The sequence below is a fragment of the Dyadobacter sp. CY326 genome (genome assembly GCF_021390515.1).
Classification (GTDB): Bacteria; Bacteroidota; Bacteroidia; order Cytophagales; family Spirosomataceae; genus Dyadobacter.
Genome location: NZ_JAJUXI010000011.1, coordinates 167396 through 187989, shown reverse-complemented (window position 1 = coordinate 187989; position 20594 = coordinate 167396). Strand labels below are relative to the sequence as shown.

19 protein-coding genes are annotated in these 20594 nt (G+C 44.3%); 9 read left to right on the top strand and 10 right to left on the bottom strand.

Features of this window, described 5'->3' with window-relative positions:
* Positions 1–35 precede the first annotated feature (35 nt).
* On the top strand, positions 36–1673 hold the full coding sequence (locus LZG73_RS21600) for a M1 family metallopeptidase (RefSeq protein ID WP_233854451.1): 1638 nt from the start codon (positions 36–38) through the stop codon (positions 1671–1673).
* Here the strand turns inward: LZG73_RS21600 and LZG73_RS21595 are convergent.
* From LZG73_RS21595 to LZG73_RS21580, 4 genes are all read right to left on the bottom strand, one after another.
* The gene (locus tag LZG73_RS21595; RefSeq protein WP_233854450.1) at positions 1665–2333 is read right to left on the bottom strand and encodes a thiamine diphosphokinase; all 669 of its coding nucleotides are present in this window, start codon (positions 2331–2333) and stop codon (positions 1665–1667) included. The two genes, LZG73_RS21600 and LZG73_RS21595, sit on opposite strands and share 9 nt — an antisense overlap.
* A gap of 3 nt (positions 2334–2336) precedes the next feature.
* On the bottom strand, positions 2337–2846 hold the full coding sequence (locus LZG73_RS21590; RefSeq protein ID WP_233854449.1) for a hypothetical protein: 510 nt from the start codon (positions 2844–2846) through the stop codon (positions 2337–2339).
* Positions 2847–2953: 107 nt separating this feature from the next.
* The gene (mazG, locus tag LZG73_RS21585) at positions 2954–3784 is read right to left on the bottom strand and encodes a nucleoside triphosphate pyrophosphohydrolase (protein ID WP_233854448.1); all 831 of its coding nucleotides are present in this window, start codon (positions 3782–3784) and stop codon (positions 2954–2956) included.
* A gap of 24 nt (positions 3785–3808) precedes the next feature.
* A complete protein-coding gene (locus LZG73_RS21580) occupies positions 3809–4291 on the bottom strand; it encodes a PaaI family thioesterase (RefSeq protein WP_310588454.1) in 483 nt (160 codons plus the stop codon).
* Positions 4292–4456: 165 nt separating this feature from the next.
* On the opposite strand from LZG73_RS21580, the gene LZG73_RS21575 reads away from it, so the two are divergent.
* Both LZG73_RS21575 and LZG73_RS21570 read left to right on the top strand, forming a co-directional pair.
* The gene (locus LZG73_RS21575) at positions 4457–5251 is read left to right on the top strand and encodes a phosphosulfolactate synthase (RefSeq protein ID WP_233854447.1); all 795 of its coding nucleotides are present in this window, start codon (positions 4457–4459) and stop codon (positions 5249–5251) included.
* Between the two features lie 38 nt (positions 5252–5289).
* Complete coding sequence (locus LZG73_RS21570; RefSeq protein WP_233854445.1) at positions 5290–5946, top strand: DedA family protein; 657 nt, start codon at positions 5290–5292, stop codon at positions 5944–5946.
* 119 nt (positions 5947–6065) lie between these two features.
* Here LZG73_RS21570 and guaB read toward each other — a convergent pair whose 3' ends face one another.
* Positions 6066–7541, bottom strand: coding sequence for an IMP dehydrogenase (gene guaB / locus LZG73_RS21565; protein ID WP_233854443.1), 1476 nt, complete (start codon positions 7539–7541; stop codon positions 6066–6068).
* A gap of 275 nt (positions 7542–7816) precedes the next feature.
* On the opposite strand from guaB, the gene LZG73_RS21560 reads away from it, so the two are divergent.
* From LZG73_RS21560 to LZG73_RS21540, 5 genes are all read left to right on the top strand, one after another.
* Positions 7817–8371, top strand: a complete 555-nt coding sequence (locus LZG73_RS21560; RefSeq protein WP_233854441.1) for an RNA polymerase sigma factor — start codon at positions 7817–7819, stop codon at positions 8369–8371.
* Between the two features lie 16 nt (positions 8372–8387).
* On the top strand, positions 8388–9389 hold the full coding sequence (locus LZG73_RS21555) for a FecR family protein (protein WP_233854440.1): 1002 nt from the start codon (positions 8388–8390) through the stop codon (positions 9387–9389).
* 108 nt (positions 9390–9497) lie between these two features.
* Entirely contained in the window at positions 9498–12917 is a 3420-nt protein-coding gene (locus LZG73_RS21550; RefSeq protein WP_233854439.1) for a TonB-dependent receptor, read from the top strand.
* Between the two features lie 37 nt (positions 12918–12954).
* Complete coding sequence (locus LZG73_RS21545; RefSeq protein WP_233854438.1) at positions 12955–14394, top strand: RagB/SusD family nutrient uptake outer membrane protein; 1440 nt, start codon at positions 12955–12957, stop codon at positions 14392–14394.
* Positions 14395–14397: 3 nt separating this feature from the next.
* Positions 14398–14811, top strand: coding sequence for a hypothetical protein (locus LZG73_RS21540; RefSeq protein ID WP_233854437.1), 414 nt, complete (start codon positions 14398–14400; stop codon positions 14809–14811).
* A gap of 1 nt (position 14812) precedes the next feature.
* Here the strand turns inward: LZG73_RS21540 and LZG73_RS25600 are convergent, their stop codons facing one another.
* The 5 genes from LZG73_RS25600 to mutY form a co-directional block, all read right to left on the bottom strand.
* On the bottom strand, positions 14813–16129 hold the full coding sequence (locus LZG73_RS25600; RefSeq protein WP_233854436.1) for a transporter associated domain-containing protein: 1317 nt from the start codon (positions 16127–16129) through the stop codon (positions 14813–14815).
* Between the two features lie 138 nt (positions 16130–16267).
* Complete coding sequence (locus LZG73_RS21530) at positions 16268–16747, bottom strand: single-stranded DNA-binding protein (protein ID WP_233854435.1); 480 nt, start codon at positions 16745–16747, stop codon at positions 16268–16270.
* A 57-nt stretch (positions 16748–16804) separates the two neighbouring features.
* Entirely contained in the window at positions 16805–18010 is a 1206-nt protein-coding gene (locus LZG73_RS21525; RefSeq protein WP_233854434.1) for a Gfo/Idh/MocA family protein, read from the bottom strand.
* A 48-nt stretch (positions 18011–18058) separates the two neighbouring features.
* Positions 18059–18916 (bottom strand): phytanoyl-CoA dioxygenase family protein, encoded by an 858-nt coding sequence (locus LZG73_RS21520; RefSeq protein WP_233854433.1) that lies wholly within the window; start codon positions 18914–18916, stop codon positions 18059–18061.
* 104 nt (positions 18917–19020) lie between these two features.
* Entirely contained in the window at positions 19021–20100 is a 1080-nt protein-coding gene (mutY, locus tag LZG73_RS21515) for an A/G-specific adenine glycosylase (RefSeq protein WP_233854432.1), read from the bottom strand.
* Between the two features lie 159 nt (positions 20101–20259).
* Here mutY and LZG73_RS21510 point away from each other — a divergent pair, with 159 nt between their 5' ends.
* Positions 20260–20565 carry an HU family DNA-binding protein gene (locus LZG73_RS21510; protein WP_026631310.1) on the top strand — a complete coding sequence of 102 codons (306 nt, stop codon included), beginning with the start codon at positions 20260–20262 and terminating at the stop codon, positions 20563–20565.
* The last annotated feature ends 29 nt before the right edge of the window (positions 20566–20594 follow it).

The window sequence follows — 20594 nt, the reverse complement described above, 5'->3', positions numbered from 1 at the left end:
TCTTGATATCGATATAATACAAAAAACACTTCCTGATGCGCAAAATATTAATTTGCCTTTGCCTGATGGCGTCCGTTTCCGGATTTGCTCAAACCCTAAAATTTACTCACGCCGACACATTGCGGGGCTCCATAACGCCTGAAAGGGCTTGGTGGGATCTGACTTATTATCATTTGAGCGTGCGTCCCAATGCTCAGGATAGCACATTAACCGGCTCAACAAAAGTTGTTTACAAAGTTTTGAAACCGCAGCAGACGATCCAGATCGACCTGCAAGAACCACTGCAAATCACAAAAGTGACCCAGGATGGCGAATTGCTAACTTACAGGCGCGACGGCAATGCTTTTTTCATTACGCTTACAAAAAAGCAGGAAGTTGGGAAAACGGAGACAATTGAAGTTTCTTATGCCGGAAAACCCAGATTAGCGAAACGCCCGCCGTGGGATGGAGGCGTGCAATGGGTGCCGGACGGGAAGGGAAATACGATTATTTCGACATCCTGCCAGGGTTTGGGATCAAGTGTTTGGTGGCCGTGCAAAGACCATATGTATGACGAACCAGACAGCATGCTCATTAGCATTACAGTTCCCAAAAACATGATGGATGTTTCAAACGGCAATCTGCGCTCGGTGGTTGAAAACAATGATAATACGCACACATTCAATTGGGCCGTTCAAAACCCGATCAATAATTATGGCGTGAACATGAATGTTGCCAATTATGTGAGCTGGAAAGAAACTTATAAAGGTGAAAAAGGGGATTTGGCATTGAGTTATTATGTGCTCCCGCAAAACCTGGACAAAGCGAAGGAACAATTCAAGCAAGCGCCGCAAATGTTGAAGGCATTTGAACATTGGTTTGGCCCTTATCCGTTTTACGAAGATGGTTACAAACTCGTTGAAGTGCCTTATCTGGGAATGGAGCACCAGAGCTCTGTGACTTATGGCAATGGTTACAAAATGGGTTACCTGGGCAAAGATTTATCCAACACCGGTTGGGGCTTAAAGTGGGATTTCATCATTATCCATGAGAGCGGCCACGAATGGTTTGCCAATAACATCACTTATAAGGATGTGGCCGATATGTGGGTTCACGAAGGTTTCACAAACTATTCCGAAAACCTTTACACAGAGTTTTACTTTGGTAAACAAGCTGGCTCGGATTATGTGATTGGGACAAGAGCTCTGATCGCCAACGACATTCCTATCATTGGAACGCATGGCGTTAATCAGGAAGGTTCGCGGGATATGTATTACAAAGGCGGCAACTTGCTGCATACAATCCGGCAGATCGTTAATGACGATGAAAAATGGAGAGAAATTCTGCGCGGATTGAATAAGACCTTTTATCACCAAACAGTGGACGGCTCGCAGATCGAAGCCTATGTGAGTGAGCATGCAGGTCAAAATATCAGCAAAGTGTTTGATCAATATCTGCGTGACACAAGAATCCCGGTTTTCGAATATTCATTTGGCAATAAGGGGATACAATATCGCTGGGCAAATGTGGTCGATGGTTTTGATATGCCGGTGAAGGTAAAACTTGCCGGCAAGGATGAGCTTCTTTATCCAACAGCCACCTGGCAAAGCCTTAAAACAAAAGGCATCAAGACGGTTGTAGTTGACAGGAATTTTTATGTAGAATCGAAAGAGGTAAAGCAGGCTTCAATGTAAATCCCAGCATTCCATAATTAAGAGGTCGCCAATTTTAGCCGAAACCTTGACTATTCCATCTGCCTCAGCCTCATTGCTGTTGCCCGTACGATGGCCCAAAGTCAGGGTTTCGTTGTTTAAATTGTATTTGAGACCAGTTGTTTCTATCCCTTCCACTACACCCACCGGAATGAGGGAAATGGGTGTGCCAGCTTCATACCATTTCTCGAATGTGCCGGACAATGGAAAAATTTTCGAATAATCATCAAACATCACCAACCTGATCCGGTTTTTAAAGCGGACCATATTGGTAATGTTTGTGATATTATGATCTGCCCGTCGGCCCGTTGCCCATACAATGTTAGCAGCTGGAAACCCTCTACTTATGAGAAAATCAATCGCTTTTTCAAGGTCCGTTTTTTCTTGATCCGGTGTGCTGATGATTTCAATAGGGTCCTGCCTTGCAGCAATTGCCTCAAAATCATGCTGCTGATCAAAATCGCCCATCCACACATCAACCTTGATTCCTAATTCAAGAACCCGATAAATGGCTTGATCCAAAACAACAATAAACGGGCTCCATTCAAGCAATTGACCCAATAGTTCAGGAGAGCAGGCTTCCCCATTAGCTATAATTAAAGCAGGTTCCTGCTTCTCCCGAACAATATGATGAGATGACATTAATTACAATTTGTTCTTAACAAGTGTAACAAGCTCCGTAATGACGCCGTGGAGTTGAACGAATTGAATTTCAATCCGATCCAGACGGTGCTCGATCTTTTCGAAGCGACGATCAATTTGTTCAAAACGCTGGTCAATCTGCTCGAAGCGCTGGTCAACTTGCTCAAAACGCCGGTCAATTTGTTCAAAGCGCCGGTCAACTTGCTCAAAACGCTGATCAACTTTCTCGAAGCGCCGGTCAATCTGCTCGAAGCGCTGATCAACTTGCTCAAAACGCTGATCAATACGATCAAATCGTTCGTCGTGTTCAGTAAGTTTTGTTTCGATACGTCCTACCCTGCCCTCTAGGTTTGAGAAACGGCGGTCAATTTTCCCAAATTCTTCCCTTACTTCCGCAAAACCACGATCAACGCGGCTTGTCAATGATGCTAATCCTTCTGCTACCATTTCAATTTGCTTTCCGTGCTCATTAGTGACGTTTTCCAGCTGGGCCAGTCTTTCTTCTACGTACATAAAATCTCATTAATAAGTTAAACAATGAATTTGACACCACAGTATTATGAATGCCCCGTCTGTTCAGACGCCCATTAATTAAAAAAGTAACAAGAAACGTGAGTAAACTAAATTTTGATTGTCTTAGCCTCGTTCCAATATACATCCATTTCTTCTAAAGTCATATCGGATAGGGATTTGCCCTTTGCACGGGCTGCCTCTTCAAGATATTGAAAGCGCTTTATAAATTTCTTGTTGGTTCGTTCCAAGGCTGTTTCAGGGTTAATGTCAACGAATCTCGAATAATTGACCAATGAAAATAAAAGATCCCCAAACTCTCCTTCCGCCTCTTTCTGATCGATTACTTCGTGTTTTTCTATGTTGAAATTCTCTTTGAATTCTTGCAATTCCTCTTCGACTTTATTCCAAACCTGCTGCTTTTCATCCCAGTCAAATCCCACTCCTCTTGCCTTTTCCTGAATTCGCATTGCTTTAACCAAGGCCGGCAAAGATGCGGGAACTCCGGATAAAACAGACTTATTCCCTTCCTTCAACTTCAACTTTTCCCAATTCTGTTTCACAGCCTCCTCGTCCTCGGCAACAAAGTCTCCATATATGTGCGGATGACGGGAGATCAACTTGTCACAGATGCCATTGAGCACGTCTTTAATATCAAAACGAACAGCACCATCCGCATTTTCCGAGCCGATTTTGGCATAAAAAATAATGTGGAGCAGCACATCACCGAGTTCCTTTTTGACTTCCGGCAAATCATTTTCCAGAATCGCATCCGACAGTTCGTATGTTTCTTCAATGGTCAAATGCCTCAGCGTATCCATCGTCTGCTTCCGATCCCATGGACATTGCTCGCGCAGTTCGTCCATAATGGTCAGTAACCTGTCAAAAGCCATTAATTGCGCCTGACGCTCGGCTGGTAAATCATTAAACTGTTTTTCCATAAAAATAAAGATATGCCTCGTTCCTTAATGAGTCGACGGCGCTGGAATTATAAAGCTTGTCTGGATTAAATTACTAGCGCATTTGGCAACGATGCGTCCATCTGCCTTAAAAAGCTGCCCTTCAACATGAATGATGTTTTTGCCTGAACGGATCACTTGTGACTTTGCAGTCAACACATCACCAGGAACCGCCGGATTAAGAAAGTCGCAATTTAGGTTAACGGACGTGAACGCAAATTCCCTTCCTAATGCATAAACCATTGTGCCAACAATATCATCCAAAATCGTTGCCGCAATTCCGCCATGCAGCGTTCGCATTGGATTGCACATGTCCTCGCGCACCTCATATTCGATCTCCATTGAACCTTCCGCAACATCAATCAGCTTCCCGTTCAACCATTTCGCAACCGGTGAAAAGTTGCCCGTCATATGATTTCCTTTCAATTGCATAAGCATTTTTATGCGGGCATTTGTCGGCGAATCAGGCGTATTAGTTTGTGAATCCATTCAGCAGATTTGATTATATAGTTTGCAATGCAATATTCTAAAAATAGTAATTATCGTAGAAAGATACATGCAGAACAAGCAATCATATGGATTTTATTGCGACGTATCAAACGTTATTACTACCTTTGCCGAAGTTTTTTGCCAGTGATAAAAGCATACCCATATATGAATTTTACGTTATCGCAAGTTCCTGCCCGTTCTGAAAAGCCCCGAAAAAAGGGGATTACCATGGTAATGGATAAAGGACTCAGTGTCAGAGAAACGGAAGATATGCTATCGATAGCGTCACCTTACATCGATATTGTAAAATTGGGCTGGGCGACATCTTTTGTCAGTCCTAATCTGAACGAGAAACTGGCTGTTTACAAGAATGCAAATATCCCCGTCTATTTTGGAGGAACTTTGTTCGAGGCCTTTGTGGTAAGAAACCAATTTGACGATTACCGAAAGCTGCTTGATAAATACGATTTGAAATACGCCGAGGTTTCGGACGGCTCCATCGAAATGAACCAGGATGTAAAGTGCGAATATATCCGCACGTTAGCGCAACAAGTCACCGTGCTTTCTGAGGTTGGTTCGAAAGACGAAAACAAGATCATTCCTCCTTACAAATGGATCCAGCTTATTAAATCCGAATTGCAGGCGGGTGCCTGGAAAGTGATTGGCGAAGCGCGTGAATCTGGGAATGTGGGCTTGTTCCGTGCAAGTGGTGAAGTTCGTCAGGGTTTGGTGGAAGAGATATTGACGGAGATTGCGTTTGAAGATATGCTTTGGGAAGCGCCTCAGAAATCGCAGCAGGTTTGGTTTGTGAAGCTTTTAGGAGCCAATGTAAATTTGGGAAACATTGCGCCTAGCGAGTTAATCCCGTTAGAAACGATCCGCCTTGGACTTCGCGGCGACACATTCAATCACTTCCTGAATGCCAAAACCAAACAGAAGTGGAAAATTGATTCCAAGTAGTTTCAGTTCAATCAAATATATTGTTAACAAAAATTATTATGGAATTTCTAACGCAGTTCATTGACTTCTTCCTCCATCTGGATAAGCATTTGTTCAACATTGTCGAGCAATATGGCACGTTGACTTATGTGATTTTATTCCTGATTGTATTCACAGAAACCGGCCTAGTTATTATGCCGCTGCTGCCTGGCGATTCATTATTATTTGCTGCGGGCGCAATTGCTGCCAACGAAGGAACGGGCTTGAATGTTTGGCTAATCATCATTGTATTGATCGTTGCGGCGCTTTTGGGCGACAATGTCAATTATTTTATGGGTAAAAAGTTTGGCGGGGAAATCAAAAAACGAGAGCGTATCCTATTCCTGAAAAGAGAATATCTTGAAAAAACCGAAGCATTCTACGAAAAACATGGTGGAAGCACAGTTATCATGGCGCGTTTCATCCCTATCGTTCGGACGGTCGCGCCTTTCGTTGCTGGCGCGGGAAGCATGAATTATTCGAAATACATTGTCTACTGCGTCATTGGCGCTGTTCTTTGGGTTCCTTCTTTAACATTGCTGGGTTACTTCTTCGGGAATCTGGACATTGTCAAAAAGAACTTCGAACTGGTTATTTTTGGAATTATCGGACTTTCGATTCTGCCAATGATCTTCCAATATTTAAAAAGCAGACTTGCTAAGCCGAGAGTTGCTTAACGACATTAAGCTTTCAGTTTTTTAAATATTTATATAAAAAAATGCCTCGCAACAAATTAGTCGCGAGGCATTTTTTATGATTTATAGAATCGAATGCTGGAAATTAACAGCTAACTTCCTTACGATTTGGAAGAATAATTCGGTGCTTCTTTCTGGATCATTACATCGTGTGGGTGGCTTTCTTTAACTCCCGCTGATGTGATTTTTACAAATTGTGCCTTTTGCAATGATGCAATGTCACCTGCTCCGCAATAACCCATTCCCGCTTTCAAGCCACCAACCATTTGATATACAATTTCGGAAACCTTGCCTTTAAAAGGAACGCGGCCAACAATTCCTTCCGGAACCAGCTTTTTCACATCATCCTCGGCATCTTGAAAATAACGGTCTTTCGAACCATCTTCCATTGCTTCCACTGATCCCATTCCACGATAAGCTTTGAATTTCCTGCCTTCGTAAATAACGATTTCGCCCGGAGCTTCGTCACTTCCAGCGAGCATGGAACCGATCATGATCGTGCTTGCTCCGCCAGCCAGTGCTTTCGTCATATCACCCGAGAAACGAATTCCACCATCAGCAATAACCGGAACATCTGTGTCTTTCAAAGCCTCTGCTGCCCACATTACTGCGGTAAGTTGCGGAACGCCAATTCCGGCAATGATCCGGGTTGTACAAATACTGCCCGGGCCAACTCCGACTTTCACTGCATCGGCGCCAGCTTCTGCCAAAGCCTTTGCGCCTTCGCCCGTAGCAACATTTCCAGCGATCACGTCCAGCTTAGGGAATTGCTTTTTGACAGATTTCAATGCTTCAATCACGCCCAGTGAATGTCCATGAGCAGTGTCCAGACTGATAACGTCAACGCCGGCTTTCACCAATGCTTCAACTCTTTTCAACAGATCGGCTGTTACACCAACAGCTGCTCCTACACGCAATCTGCCGTATTCATCTTTGCAAGCGTTGGGGTGAGATTTGCGTTTCAGGATATCCTTATACGTGATCAAACCCGTTAGTCTGTATTCCGAATCTACGATCGGAAGTTTTTCAATTTTGTATTCTTGCAGGATTTTCTCTGCATCGTCCAGCGACAAACCGTCAGAAGCCGTGATCAGATTATCCTTCGTCATAATGTCTGTCACAGGCTTTGCCATCTCTCTTTCGAAGCGCAAATCCCTGTTGGTCAGGATGCCGATAAGCTTGTGATCTTTGTCAATGACGGGAATTCCGCCGATTTTGAACTCGCGCATGATCTGATGCGCATCGCCCAATGTTGCGTTATCGGAAAGCGTGATTGGATCAAGGATCATGCCGCTTTCAGAACGTTTTACTTTTCTAACCTGCTCAGCCTGGGCTTCGAGGCTCATATTTTTATGAATAATCCCGATCCCGCCTTCCTGAGCCATCGCAATGGCCAGATCGAATTCGGTTACGGTGTCCATCGCAGCAGAAACAAGTGGAATGTTCAGCTCAATGTTACGCGTCAGCTTGGTTTTTGTTGTTGTATTGCGAGGCAGAATTTCTGAATAACCAGGTATTAGAAGAACGTCGTCGTACGTGAGTGCCTCGAAGAGGACTTTGGATGGGTCTGTGCTCATAGCAAATAAACGATTGTTATTTGCCGGGCAAAATTAAGGATAAGTTTGGAGTCAACCAAAATATTTCGTCAAATGCTAAATATTAATTTTTTAAGATTTAAGCATGCCGCACTGCTTGAAGCACTTTGAATTTCGATTGCCCGCGACAGGTTCAAACAAGAGAAACGACCCGCGAAATGCGTATTTTTAAAAATTATTAAAAATATCATAAAACGGTTTAGGGATAAGTGCTGATTCCTTGACTATAACTTTGTAATGCCACTCCGAGGAACTAGATGAAGCCAACATTTACCGATGAACAACTGGTGATTCAGCTTGCCGAAAGCAATAAACGCGCTTTCGAAGCAATCTATGACCGTTATTGGTATAAGCTGTTCTGCATTTCATTTCATCAAACCGGCTCGAAGGAAGAAGCTGAGGAACTTGTGCATGATTTGTTCGAAAGTCTTTGGAAACGACGGTTGGAAAGCAACATTAACCATCTGAGTTCTTACCTCGTGATTGCATTGAAATATCTGATTGTCAATCACATCAAATCCCAGATAACCTGGCGAAAATATCAGGAATATGTGCTGCTGAACAAGATGCATGAAATTTCTTCAACCGAGGAAAATATCCAGTTCAATGACCTTTCGGAAGCCATTGATAAGGCAATGAAAAAGTTGCCTGAGAAAACGAGCCGCGTATTTCAGCTCAGTCGCTTTGAAAATCAGTCGGTTAAGAGCATTGCCAAAGAACTCCACATTTCCGAAAAAGCTGTCGAATATCACATTACCCGGTCCCTGAAAGTCCTGAAAGACGATCTGCGGATTTACCAAAGAGACAATTGAGACTCCAGAACAAGCCATGAATCAATACGATTTCCAGAAAACATTAAAGAAATATCTTGCGGGGCAGCAAACCCAGGAGGAAGAGGAATTCATTTTGGATCATTTCAAAAATAATCCTTTGGACGAAACGCCCGTTTTTGAAGATGAAAAAACAGTGATTGGAAAGCGCATTAAGAAAAAGCTTTTCGCAGAAACCATTCACGAGCCTATTTTCGTGCGGATGAAACCTTGGCTGGCGGCTGCCGCATCTATTGTGATTGTGTTGGGATGCTGGTTTTTCCTGGCAAGAGAAAAAAGGCCCGAAACGCTTTCCGGACTCGATTTCTCTCCCAATGACAGTGTTATCGAAGTTAAAAACACGTCCGAAAAATCGCAGAACATTCCTTTGGAAGATGGCAGCATGGTGATTTTGAAGAAAAACAGCAGCATTAGTTTCCCCGAGCATTTCGGCAAGAAAAACCGGCTTGTTTATCTGCACGGCGAAGCCTTTTTTCAAATCAAAAGAAATCCGGCCAAGCCTTTTATCGTGTCGACGGGAACATTGGTTACGAAAGTTTTGGGAACCAGCTTTACTGTCAAATCTTACGATGAATCGGCTTCGGTGGAAGTTCAGGTGAAGACCGGGCGCGTGTCCGTTTATGAAGGCGCGGCCAACAATGTTGTAAATCGCAACGGCGTGATCCTGACGCCGAACCAGAAGATCGTTTTTGATAAAAAATCTAAAAAAATAGAGCTTTCGATCATTGAAAATCCGTTGCTGGTGATTCCTGTCAGCGAAACAGAGCATGGCTTTTCTTTTGCCGAAGTTCCTGTTAAAAGTGTCTTTTCGGCGCTGGAAAAATCTTACGGAATCGATATCGTGCTCGAAAACGATTCAACCGATTCTTGTCTTTTTACAGGCGATCTGAACGGGCTGACGATGTTTCAGCAGCTCGACCTGATCTGTAAATCGGCCAACATTACTTACGAAAGGCGCGGAACGGCTCTGTTTGTGCAGGGCGCGGGATGCGATAATTAGTAATAAAAATGGCGATGATGCTCGAACATCACCGCCACCATAACCCTGTTGTTACCAACAGTTTATTTGTTTGTCTCTGTGTTTGCGTTCACAAAAACCTTTAAAATTATGCATAAAAAAATACCCCTCAAAAGGGTTGTTTACAAGGTCATGAGTACTACGGCTAAACAACTGATTATTGCCATCCTATGCTGCGGCATTTCGTTCGCGCACACCACCCGTGGGCAGGAATTGCTCAATAAGGAGATTTCACTAAAAGTGGAATCCCTGGAAGTCAAAAAGGTGCTGCAAATGATCCAAAAGCAGGCGGACGTAAAGTTCGTATACAGCACATCGAGCATTCAAACCGCGCAGAATACTAGTTTGAAAGAGGTTAAGGGATCATTGGATAAGGTTTTGGACCAATTGCTGACACCGCTCAATGTGTCCTATGAAGTCGTTGGCAACTCGCGAATCCTGCTCAGAAAAAAGCTCCCCGCTCCGACCGCGAACGCACAAACACTGCAAAGCCCGGGGATCAAAACGGAGCGCAACATCACGGGTAAAGTTCTCGATGAAAAGGGTGCGGGCCTTCCGGGTGTCAACATTCTGCTTTTAGGCAGTCAGCAGGGCACATCGACCAACGAAAATGGCGATTACCGCATTGCTGTGCCTGACCAGAATGCAACATTAAAATTCTCATTTATTGGTTACGTGAGTCAGGAAGTGGTTGTAGATAAAGAGGTTATCAATGTTACGCTTGCGCCCGATGTGAGTGCATTGAAAGAGGTCGTTGTTGTTGGTTACGGAACGCAGGAAAAGAAGGATGTTACGGGCGCTGTGTCGTCCGTTAAGGGCGCTGACTTTCAAAATTTGCCATCTGGCGGAGCCCAGCAAGCTTTGCAGGGACGCGCTGCGGGTGTGAACATTGTCCGTAATGGTGGTGCGCCCGGCGATGCTGGTTCTATCCAAATCCGCGGTTATGGAACGGTCAACAATTCTTCGCCGCTCGTTGTGATCGATGGAATTCCGGCCGGCACGATGAACGATGTTAACCCGAACGACATTGAATCCATTGAAATTTTAAAAGATGCTTCTGCTTCTGCCATTTACGGAACAAGGGCAGCAAACGGCGTTGTTCTGATCACCACGAAGCGTGGCAAGTTTGATGCTCCATTGTCAGTTACAGTGAATGCTTACGTCGGCGTTACAAACCGAATTAAGTCGCTGGATGTGCTTACAGCGCCTCAATTGGCTGAAATGAAACAAAATGCTTATCGCAATGACAGCCTGGACATTCCCGAAATCTGGACAGATAAAAAATATCAGACGCAGCTTACCAACTGGCAGGAAGAACTTTTCAAACAAGGCGTGACCCGCAATTATGACGCTTCCCTGCGCGGCGGCGGCAAATATTCAACATTCGCGATTTCGGGTGGTTATTATAATGAGGACGGGATTATCGGTAAATCCAATTACACGCGCTACACATTCCGGATCAATTCGGATCATAAAGTAGGATCGAGAATTAAAATCGGTCAGAATTTCCAGTTTACAAACACCTCTAACACAGGTCCGGACACACAGTCTTCGCAAACGGGTTTGCTGTTTAGTGCCATTCGTTTTCACCCGGGCTTGCCCGTTAAAAATGCGGACGGTTCTTACGGTTCTACACAAGGCCTAGGCGCTTTTGGTGACATTAATAATCCGATTTTCACCGTCGACACGCAGGATAAGGAGAGTGTTAGAAACCGCTTTCTTGGAAACTTGACGGGTGAGCTGGAAGTTTTAGATGGATTAAAACTCCGCGCTAACCTCGGCATGGACGCAACATTTTCTGACAGCCACACATTTGATATCAAAATCAATGATCAGTTCAGAACAAATTCTTACAACCAGCTGAGCCAGGGACGTGAGAAGGCTTGGTCTTTCCTGCAAGAATATTTCCTTTCCTATGACAAAGTTTTTGGCAAACATTCGCTGAATGTGGTGGGCGGTTACACTTCGCAGACTTTTAACAGCATTTATTCCAATCAATGGGGCCGCGATTTTTCGAGCGAAGATCCTTCGCTGCGTTATATGCAATATGCGGGAACCATTGTTTCGGTTCCTTTGAATAATGGCGGAAATGGCGGTCGCAGTTACGACGCGCTGGGATCATGGTTTGGACGGGTTAATTATTCGCTTAATGACCGTTATTTGTTCACAGCGACTGTCCGCAGTGATGGCTCTTCCAAGTTTGCTCCTGGCAATCAATGGGGCGTTTTCCCTGCTTTCTCATTGGGTTGGAGACTTTCGGAAGAAACATTTTTCAAGAATGCATTGCCCATTTTCAGCAACTTTAAGCTAACCGGCGGCTGGGGACAATTGGGTAACCAGAATGTGGTTTCGCTGCAATATCTGGCATTGATCAATTCCACTTACCGCTATGCATTCGGGAATGGCGGGGTTCAAAATCAGGTTTCAGGAGCTGCGCAAAGCAGACTGGCGAATTTGAATATTGGATGGGAAACGGCTGAAATGAGCAACTTTGGATTGGAAGCAGGTTTGTTCAAAAACAGCCTTTATTTCTCTGCCAATTATTTTGTTAAGGATACTAAAAAGATGCTTCTCGCGCCTCCTTCGGTTGGCACAATCGGAAGCGCTACAATTCCTGATCAGAATGTCGGACAGCTTAGAAACCAAGGTCTTGAACTGGAAGCTTCTTATCGCCACACGGTTGGACAAGTGACTTTCAATGTAAGCGGCAATGCGACTTTTATCAAAAACAGAATCACAAAACTGGCGACGCCGGGCGGATTTTTGGCAACGCAGCTTTACGGAAGAGGCCAGCAGGAAATTGTAAGAACGTATGAAGGTCAGCCTTATGGCACTTTTTACGGATATAAAACGGACGGAATTTATCAAAATGCGAGCGAGATTGACCGCGATGCAAATATTGCAAACGATCCGCGCCGCACGGATGGTCAAATTAAACCCGGCGACGTTCGTTTTGTTGATTTGAATAGCGACGGCATTGTGGACGATCAAGACAGGACGATCATTGGCAGCCCGCAACCGAAGATTAACTACGGTTTTTCTGCCGGCGCGAATTACAAAGGACTTGATTTCACATTGTTTTTTGTTGGCGTAGGCGGCGTTTCGATTTACAATGCAGACCGCATGCAAGGTCTGGATGCGAGTTATCCGTTCAATCTGTATGCTGATGCGCTGAATAGTTGGAGCAAAGAAGGATCGAGCAACACCATTCCGCGGGTAAGCATTAACAATGCCAACCGGAATTACAGGCCGTCGGATTTGTTTGTTGAAAAGGGCGACTTTCTGCGTTTGAAAAATCTGACATTGGGATACACCATTCCCAAAACGGCTGCTAGCAAGCTGAAAATGTCACAAGCGCGCATTTACGTGACGGGACAAAACCTGATCACATTTACAAAATATTCGGGTCTTAACCCTGAATTGGGATACGTAAATGGACAGCTGAATGTGGATTACGCGCAATATCCGCTCGCGCGCACGTGGACAATCGGCGCCACTATTTCTTTCTAAACCCACCGTTCAGACCAACATTGAAAAAATTTATTCTATGAAAAAAATAACAATATTATCCGGTTATATATTTCTGGCAATGCTCACAAGCTGTGATAATTTGCTCGAAACGACGCCTTACGGGCAGGTTACTTCGCAACAATATTGGCGCAATGGCGACGATGTGGTGGCGGCTGTGAATGCAGTTTATTCGCCGCTTTTGGAAGAAGACGGCTTTGCGCACACGGAATACACATTCGATAACTGTTCAGATGATATGAACCGCGCGGGCGACCACTCAGACGAAACGGCTTTGGAAATGTTCACTTTCGACGCTTCCAATTCGCACATTCTGGCAACCTGGAAAACCAAATACGAGGTTATTTCAAGAGCCAATGCGGTGCTGATCAATGCGCCAAAGGTTACTATGGACGAAACGTTGCGCAACCGCAGCATGGGTGAAGCCTATTTTTTGAGGGGATTTGTGTATTGGAGACTTTCACTGATTTATGGCGAAGTGCCTATTTTGCTGGAAGACGATGCATTGAAACTCAATTTTAATAAACCAAAATCAACATTGGCCGAGGTTCGTGCACAGGCTGAGTCCGATTTTCAAAAGGCAGCATCATTACTTCCGGTTTCTTATTCAGACGGCGAAGCGGGACGCGTTACACAGGGTTCGGCTTACGGTTTTTTAACAAAACTGTATGTGTATGAAGAGCAATGGGCGAAGGCAATTGAAGCGAGCACAAAAGTCACTTCCAATGCTGCTTACAAATTGGCAACCGGATTTAGCCAAAACTTTGAATTAGCGACAGAAAACAATCCTGAAATATTGTTTTCACTTCAATACGAAACCGGTTGGACAACGGACAACTCCCCTACTTTTTATCACACGCCGCAGGCATTTGGCGGCTGGGGTTTTCACGAACCGATCGCGGACCTTGTTCAGGAATTTGAAAAAGGCGACACGCGCAAGGCTTCGTCCATTTTCAGTCCGGGCGATAAGGTGGACCGCAATGAGCTGGGAACGGAAACATTCGCCGGAAGCATGACGCGCGTGACAGGTTACGCATTTAAAAAATACACGCAGTTCGCCGAGAACGGCGATATGAGCCAAAGTTTGAATGCACCGTTTTTAAGAACAGCGGACGTTTATCTGCTTGCGGCCGAAGCCAAAATCCGCTCGGGAGCGAATGGCGATGCAGAACTGAATGCGGTTAGAAAGCGTGCCGGATTGGCTGCGATTACCAATGCAACCATGAAGAACATTATGCATGAAAGACGTGTGGAGTTGGCAGGCGAAAACGAAAGACATCAGGATTTGATGCGTTGGGACAAAGCTGGACTCATCGACATTGTGGCTCATTACAAGATCAACCGCGGTCCGCATAAGCCTAGCCGTAACTTTATAAAGCCGAAGCATTATTACTTCCCATTGCCTCAGCGCGAAGTGGATTTGAGCAACGGTGTTTTAATTCAAAATAGCAATTATTAAGTTTTGACCAACCGATTTTTATTGATATGCCTGCTTGTCTTTTTCACGGGATGCTCGTCTCGTGAAAAAGACATTGTAGGTTTATGGCGAACCGATTCCATTTCCAATTACGTGAATGGATTCAGCTTTACTAATAACACGAAAGACGCGCATTGGTCCTATTTCGATTATCGGGCCGATGGGACGCTCTATCAAAGGCGAAAAGGTGAATATCGAAAATCGCGTTACAAGCTGATGTCGGCTGACTCGCTGGTTTATACGGATTCAACCGGAAAAGCTGTAAATGGATATGAAATCATTGATTTGAATGCCAAATCAATGGTTCTGAAAAAATCGCAGCAGCCGTATTTTTCGGGAAGGAATCAGAAATTATATGAGATCAGATATTTTTCCAAAGTGATCCCACAAGGCAAATAAATTAACCAACAAGCACACGAACTTTCTTAATCCGCTTCTTATCAGCTGATTGCACCTTAAAAGTAACTTCCCTATGCGTCGAAATTTCTCCCGGACGCGGCAATCTGGAAAACAATTCGAGTAACAAACCTGCAAGCGACTCGCTGTTACCCCTAACCTCTTCGAAATAATCCGTTTCCAGGTTTAGAATGCGGCACAAGTCGTTGATTAACACTTTCCCTTCAAAAACGTAAGTGTTATCATCGACCTGGGTGTAATTCACTTCATCGTCCTCGTCGTATTCGTCATTGATGTCCCCGAAAATCTCTTCGATAATGTCTTCCAAAGTAATCAGTCCGCTTGTTCCGCCATATTCGTCCACAACAATGGCCATATGCACGCGGCGGTTTTGAAAATCCTTCATGAGATCGTCCAAATGCTTGCTTTCAGGAATGAAGTAAACGGGCCTCAGCAGTTTTTGCCAATTAAAGTGCTCGTCCAAATGAATGTGCGGAAGCAAATCTTTGACATTCAAAATTCCTTCAATATGGTCCAGATCGTCGCGATAAACGGGCACCCGTGAGTAACCCGATTTATTGATTTTGTCCATTAATTCATGAAAATCCAGTTCAATGTCGAAAGCCGTAATGTGCAAGCGAGCCTGCATTGCCTTTTTTGAACTGGTTTCCCTGAAATTAGCCAAGCCACGTAAAAGGTCCGTTTCTTCTTCACTTTCAGCCTTTGCTTCTAATTGCTCCGTTGTAATCTCGGCTCCCTCGGGCGTAAGCACGCCAAAAGAATAACCCAGCTTCATAATGGGCTGCGCAAGCGGCTGGCATATTTTGATCAGAAAATTGGTAACACCCGAAATTCTTGGTATGAATTCTAGCGCGCGACGGGCACTATTGTAACGCACCATTGCATCCAGCCAGATCCATAATGCGAGACAAAGAATTGCAATCCATCTGTAAATGTTGTTGGGATCGTCCTGAATGTGAATCCACGCGATTCTTGCCGCTAGCAACAATGCTAGCATGGTTATCCCACGCTGGATGAGCGAGAGGGCAAGCTGCTGAATGCGGTTAGGAAGGGTGCTTTCGGTGTCACTTTTGCGTTCCCAGGGATTTTCCATAGCACCGGAAGCGGCATATGCGGCACGGACACCGGACAGGAACAGGGAAATCAGAAAAAGAAAAATTACGAGGATCAGGTCGTAAGGAGCCAGGAAATCAGTGGGTATGATGACTCCTGCAAATATGGTTTGCGTACATCTTTGGGGGATGGAAATCCCCGTACGCGTTCGGACAAGGGGATCGTCGCTGTCAGCTGTTTCTTTCACAAATGGTCTGGAAAAGTCTGTAATAAACTTTCGTCTAAATAAATGTAGCAATTCTGCTCACAAATATTATTCCAAAACGGGCTTAACCCTGAAATAAATAGCGCTGAACAGAAATGCTACGGAATTAATAAGAAGTCATCAGAATGGCAGATCGTCATCGTCGCTTCCTGCTGCGAGCGACGGCGGAATGGGATCATTGGATCGTGGAGCCTGATTTCTTGCAGGAGCTTGCTGCGCGTAACCGCCTCCATTGCCGCCGCCATCACCGCCGGAACCAGATCCGGAAGGACCGCCCAATAATGTCATGCTGTTTGCCCGAATAGTTACACCCGTTTTTTGCTGACCTTCTTTATCCGTCCAGCTATCCGTGCGAATGCGGCCTTCAATGTAAACCTGATTGCCTTTTTTCAGATATTTTTCGGCCACTTTCGCCAAACCTTCCCAAAGTTCAATGCGGTGCCATTCCGTGTTATCGACGCGTTCGCCGCTTTTGTTGGTGTAAGACTCTGTTGTTGCAATGTTAAACTTGGCCACCGCCGAGCCGCTTTCCAGATATCTGACTTCCGGATCGCTTCCCAGGTTACCGATCAATATTACTTTGTTAACACTTCCTGCCATGATTTCTATTTGTGATGATTGAAAACTTAATTTAAAGATACAGATGTAAAAGCTTATTTAAATGTCCTGTTCGCTGATTTTGCCCGTTATTTTGTGTTTTAAAATCAGCTTATTGCGGCCATCGTGCGTCATTTCCTGTTTGATCAAATAATACTCTTCATTGTAAGACGTGTAATTGGATGGCTTGGTCACGCCTTCTTTGCCTCGCCAAACAGGAAGCTCGACTTTTTCCCAAAGTTTCGTTTTCGCTGACTTATAAGCTGCGTCGATGACCGCGTTCACAATATAACCGTCATAAAATGTTTCGGCAGGCTCAATGCCATTTTCCACGGCATTGAACATGTCCGTAAACATGTGATTGTAACCCAGATCATTCACTTCATCGCCCACGGGAAACAGCCAACCGGTGTTGCTTTCGGCTTTTTCTGCCACATAATCCTCTCCTTTTCCTTCCGCATTCTGTCCGGTTGTAAACATTTCAAAACCCGTTCTCAGGAAATTATTGATCCAGATTGTTCCCTCAGTGCCCATAACTTCGTCGCGCAGATCCATGCCGCCGCGGAAGGTCCAGCTAACTTCAAATTGCCCGATTGCGCCGTTTTCGTATTTTACCAATGCAATGGCATGATCCTCAGCATCAATGGGTTTTACTTGCGTGTCCGCCCAGCACATTACTTCAACGGGCTTAATGTCTTTGCCAATAAAGTTGCGTGAAATTTCAATGCAATGGCATCCCAGATCGAGAATGCAGCCGCCTCCGGCCTGCTCAATGTCCCAGAACCATTCGCTATGCGGCCCGGGATGCGCTTCGCGCGATTTTGCCCAGATAATTCTTCCTAGCGAGCCATTTTTGACGCTTTCTATTGATTTTAAAAACTTGGGCGTGTAGCACAGGTCTTCCAGATAACCTGCAAAAATCCCTGCTTCCTCCGCTGCCTTCATCATGCGCAATGCTTCTGCGCCGTTTCGACCAAGCGGTTTTGTGGAAACCACTGCTTTTTTATGCTTTGCACACAGCATAACAGCTTCTTCATGAATGTTGTTAGGCAATGCAATGCAAACCATATTCACATCGGGATGCGCAATGACTTCTTCCATATTTGAAGACCAAAAATCGCATCCGTAATCATTCGCGAACTTTTGGGCACTTTCTTCACGCCGCGCATAAATTGCAACAACCTTATCCCGGCCTCGCTGACCATGAATCGACTCAGCGTAAAAACGTCCGATAAAACCGGAACCCAACATGGCAATTTTTTGCATAAAATGATATTTCAGTTAGCGTTATAGGATAGTCGTAAAAAGGCATTATTAACTTGTTTTCACTTCACTTTCCCACCCGGTTGTTTTGAGCGCCGGATCATTTTCCTTTTTCAGAAAATCGGCATTTCCAAAAGAAGAAGCTTCCCATTCCAGCAAAGCGCGATCCGGAACAATGGAAACCGGCACGCGCCAGGAAGTGGAAGTTTCGGCGTAAGCGATGTTGGACTGCGAATTATAACATGAAATCAGCGACCATCTCGGATGATCCGACAAATTGGCTTCCGACCTGTGCAAGAGGTTACTATGGAAAAACAATGCATCGCCTGGCTCAATTTCGCAATAAACCAGTTCCATTGTTTTCAAAGCATGATTTACCATTTCCATATCAGCACCCACTTGCTCCCCTGCAAAGCCGTGATTGACCCGGCCCATTTTATGCGAACCCTTAATGACTTGCAAACAGCCGTTTTCTTTATTTGCGGGCGTTAGGGCAATCATCACGCTCATTAACTGGTCAGGATAAATGAACTGATTTTTATACCAATATCCATAATCCTGATGCCATTCCCATGCACCGCCCACTTTCGGTTCTTTCTGCATAAGCTTGGTGTGAAAATGGCAGACAGCGCTTTCCACGCCCAATAATTGCCAAACCGAATTGACCATTCTTTCGCTCCGGATCAAATAACCAAAAACATCGTCACCAGGCGTGAACCAGAGTGAAAGTTTCGTTTTTTTTCCGGACTGGTCGTTCAGGTCCATCGCATTCTTTTGCATAACTGAATTTTCCAATGCAGTGTGATACAATTTATCTGTTTCTTCCTGCGAAAAAAGCCCTTTTGCGACCAGATAACCATCTTCTTCAAATGCCTTGATCTGATTTGTAGTTAAATTAAAACCCGTCATAGCTCATCAGTTTACATGTTAAGTACAAAAATATATTACTTAAAATACAATTCCTTGCACATCATGCATATAAAAGTGATTTAGACGGCGACGTTTTCAATTGGTCACAAATATTTTTCTTCTTTTAATAAAGTGTCAATCAGAATGGGTTTCGGAAGCGTTTCGATTTCGTTTTTTGAGAAGAATTTCAAACCGATGGGCAAATCAACGGATTCCTCATCCCGGATTTTTATCCACCAAAATTGCACGTGCAGCTTTTGATGTGTCAATAAATGAATGTAGGATTTCGGCACTTCACGAAGGTTGCCTTTCATCAAGAAGGTTTGCAAAGTTTGGTTTTCCGGCAATTCGTCCGGCGACTCAACCGGGCCAGCAGATTCGATAAGATAAAAATCATAAAGGCCTTTCCAAATGTCCTTTGTTTTGCGCTCCTGCATTGCCAGATCCTGACCCTGCTGAATAACGAAATAATTGAGAAACCGCTTTTTTACAGCCATTTTCTTAGATTTAACCGGAAGCGCATTTTGCACATTAAATGCGAAGGCGTAGCAAATGTCATTGAAAGGACAAATGGCACAATTGGGCGAAACAGGCACACATTGAATCGCACCAAACTCGATCATTGCCTGGTTATAAGTGGCAGGATCTTCGTGCGAAACCAGTTCTTTCGCAATAGCCGCAAATTCCTTTTTCCCCTCATTACTAAGCATATCCGACTTAATTCCGAAGATCCGCGCCATCACACGATACACATTCCCGTCAATGGCTGCAACAGCTTCGCCGAAAGCAAAGGAGGCAATGGCAGCGGCCGTGTAATGACCAAGGCCTTTCAACTTTGATAATGCTGCAGCGGTTTCAGGAAATTTTCCACCGAAGTCATTTACGATCTGTCGGGCAGTGAAGTGCATGTTCCTGGCGCGGGAATAATAACCCAATCCCTGCCAAAGCCGCAGCACATCGCGTTCGTCCGCATTGGCAAGGTCAAAAACGGTTGGATAATTATCCAGAAACTTCTGATAATAAGGCGTTCCCTGCGCCACACGTGTTTGTTGCAAAATGATTTCGGATAACCATATTTTATACGGGTCCGTCGTTTGTCTCCAAAGTAGAGGTCTGTGGTTTTTAAGATACCAGGATTTAAGTTTTTTATTAAAATCAATTGCCCGTAAATGCTCGGATATCATATAATTTGTCCTTATGTACGCTGTTATTTAACCAATTAGAAAAAAAATGAAAACGCTTTACTTTTAAATCTTGGTAAAATTAGCGTACCTTTGTGTTCCCAAAATTTAGAGGAGTAAGTAAATAAATGAAATAATATCCACTTAAAGTAAACAATCAAAGTGACTAAGGCAGACGTAATCGCACAGATTTCTGAGAAAACAGGTGTAGACAAGGGCGATGTTCAGCAAACGCTAGAATCGTTTTTCACCGTGGTAAAGGACTCTCTTTCTGAGGGTGAGAATCTTTATGTAAGAGGTTTTGGTAGTTTCATCAATAAAAAACGTGCGCGTAAAGTTGCCCGTAATATCTCGAAGGGAACTTCGATGATCATTGACGAGCACTTTGTACCAAGCTTCAAACCTGCAAAAGTATTTGTAGAGCAGGTTAAAGAAAGTGACAAATTGAAAGCTGTCGCTGAAAAGTAATTTACCTGAAAAGGTCTGGGTTATACGAT

Excerpts from the sequence above, each read along its gene's own strand:
- LZG73_RS21570 (WP_233854445.1), top strand. The coding sequence starts at position 5,290 with ATGGAATTTCTAACGCAGTTCATTGACTTCTTCCTCCATCTGGATAAG.
- mutY (WP_233854432.1), bottom strand. The coding sequence starts at position 20,100 with ATGATATCCGAGCATTTACGGGCAATTGATTTTAATAAAAAACTTAAA.
- LZG73_RS21525 (WP_233854434.1), bottom strand. The coding sequence starts at position 18,010 with ATGCAAAAAATTGCCATGTTGGGTTCCGGTTTTATCGGACGTTTTTAC.
- LZG73_RS21560 (WP_233854441.1), top strand. The coding sequence starts at position 7,817 with ATGAAGCCAACATTTACCGATGAACAACTGGTGATTCAGCTTGCCGAA.
- mazG (WP_233854448.1), bottom strand. The coding sequence starts at position 3,784 with ATGGAAAAACAGTTTAATGATTTACCAGCCGAGCGTCAGGCGCAATTA.
- guaB (WP_233854443.1), bottom strand. The coding sequence starts at position 7,541 with ATGAGCACAGACCCATCCAAAGTCCTCTTCGAGGCACTCACGTACGAC.
- LZG73_RS21595 (WP_233854450.1), bottom strand. The coding sequence starts at position 2,333 with ATGTCATCTCATCATATTGTTCGGGAGAAGCAGGAACCTGCTTTAATT.
- LZG73_RS21600 (WP_233854451.1), top strand. The coding sequence starts at position 36 with ATGCGCAAAATATTAATTTGCCTTTGCCTGATGGCGTCCGTTTCCGGA.
- LZG73_RS21520 (WP_233854433.1), bottom strand. The coding sequence starts at position 18,916 with ATGACGGGTTTTAATTTAACTACAAATCAGATCAAGGCATTTGAAGAA.
- LZG73_RS21550 (WP_233854439.1), top strand. The coding sequence starts at position 9,498 with ATGCATAAAAAAATACCCCTCAAAAGGGTTGTTTACAAGGTCATGAGT.
- LZG73_RS21530 (WP_233854435.1), bottom strand. The coding sequence starts at position 16,747 with ATGGCAGGAAGTGTTAACAAAGTAATATTGATCGGTAACCTGGGAAGC.
- LZG73_RS21580 (WP_310588454.1), bottom strand. The coding sequence starts at position 4,291 with ATGGATTCACAAACTAATACGCCTGATTCGCCGACAAATGCCCGCATA.
- LZG73_RS21545 (WP_233854438.1), top strand. The coding sequence starts at position 12,955 with ATGAAAAAAATAACAATATTATCCGGTTATATATTTCTGGCAATGCTC.
- LZG73_RS21575 (WP_233854447.1), top strand. The coding sequence starts at position 4,457 with ATGAATTTTACGTTATCGCAAGTTCCTGCCCGTTCTGAAAAGCCCCGA.
- LZG73_RS21590 (WP_233854449.1), bottom strand. The coding sequence starts at position 2,846 with ATGTACGTAGAAGAAAGACTGGCCCAGCTGGAAAACGTCACTAATGAG.
- LZG73_RS21555 (WP_233854440.1), top strand. The coding sequence starts at position 8,388 with ATGAATCAATACGATTTCCAGAAAACATTAAAGAAATATCTTGCGGGG.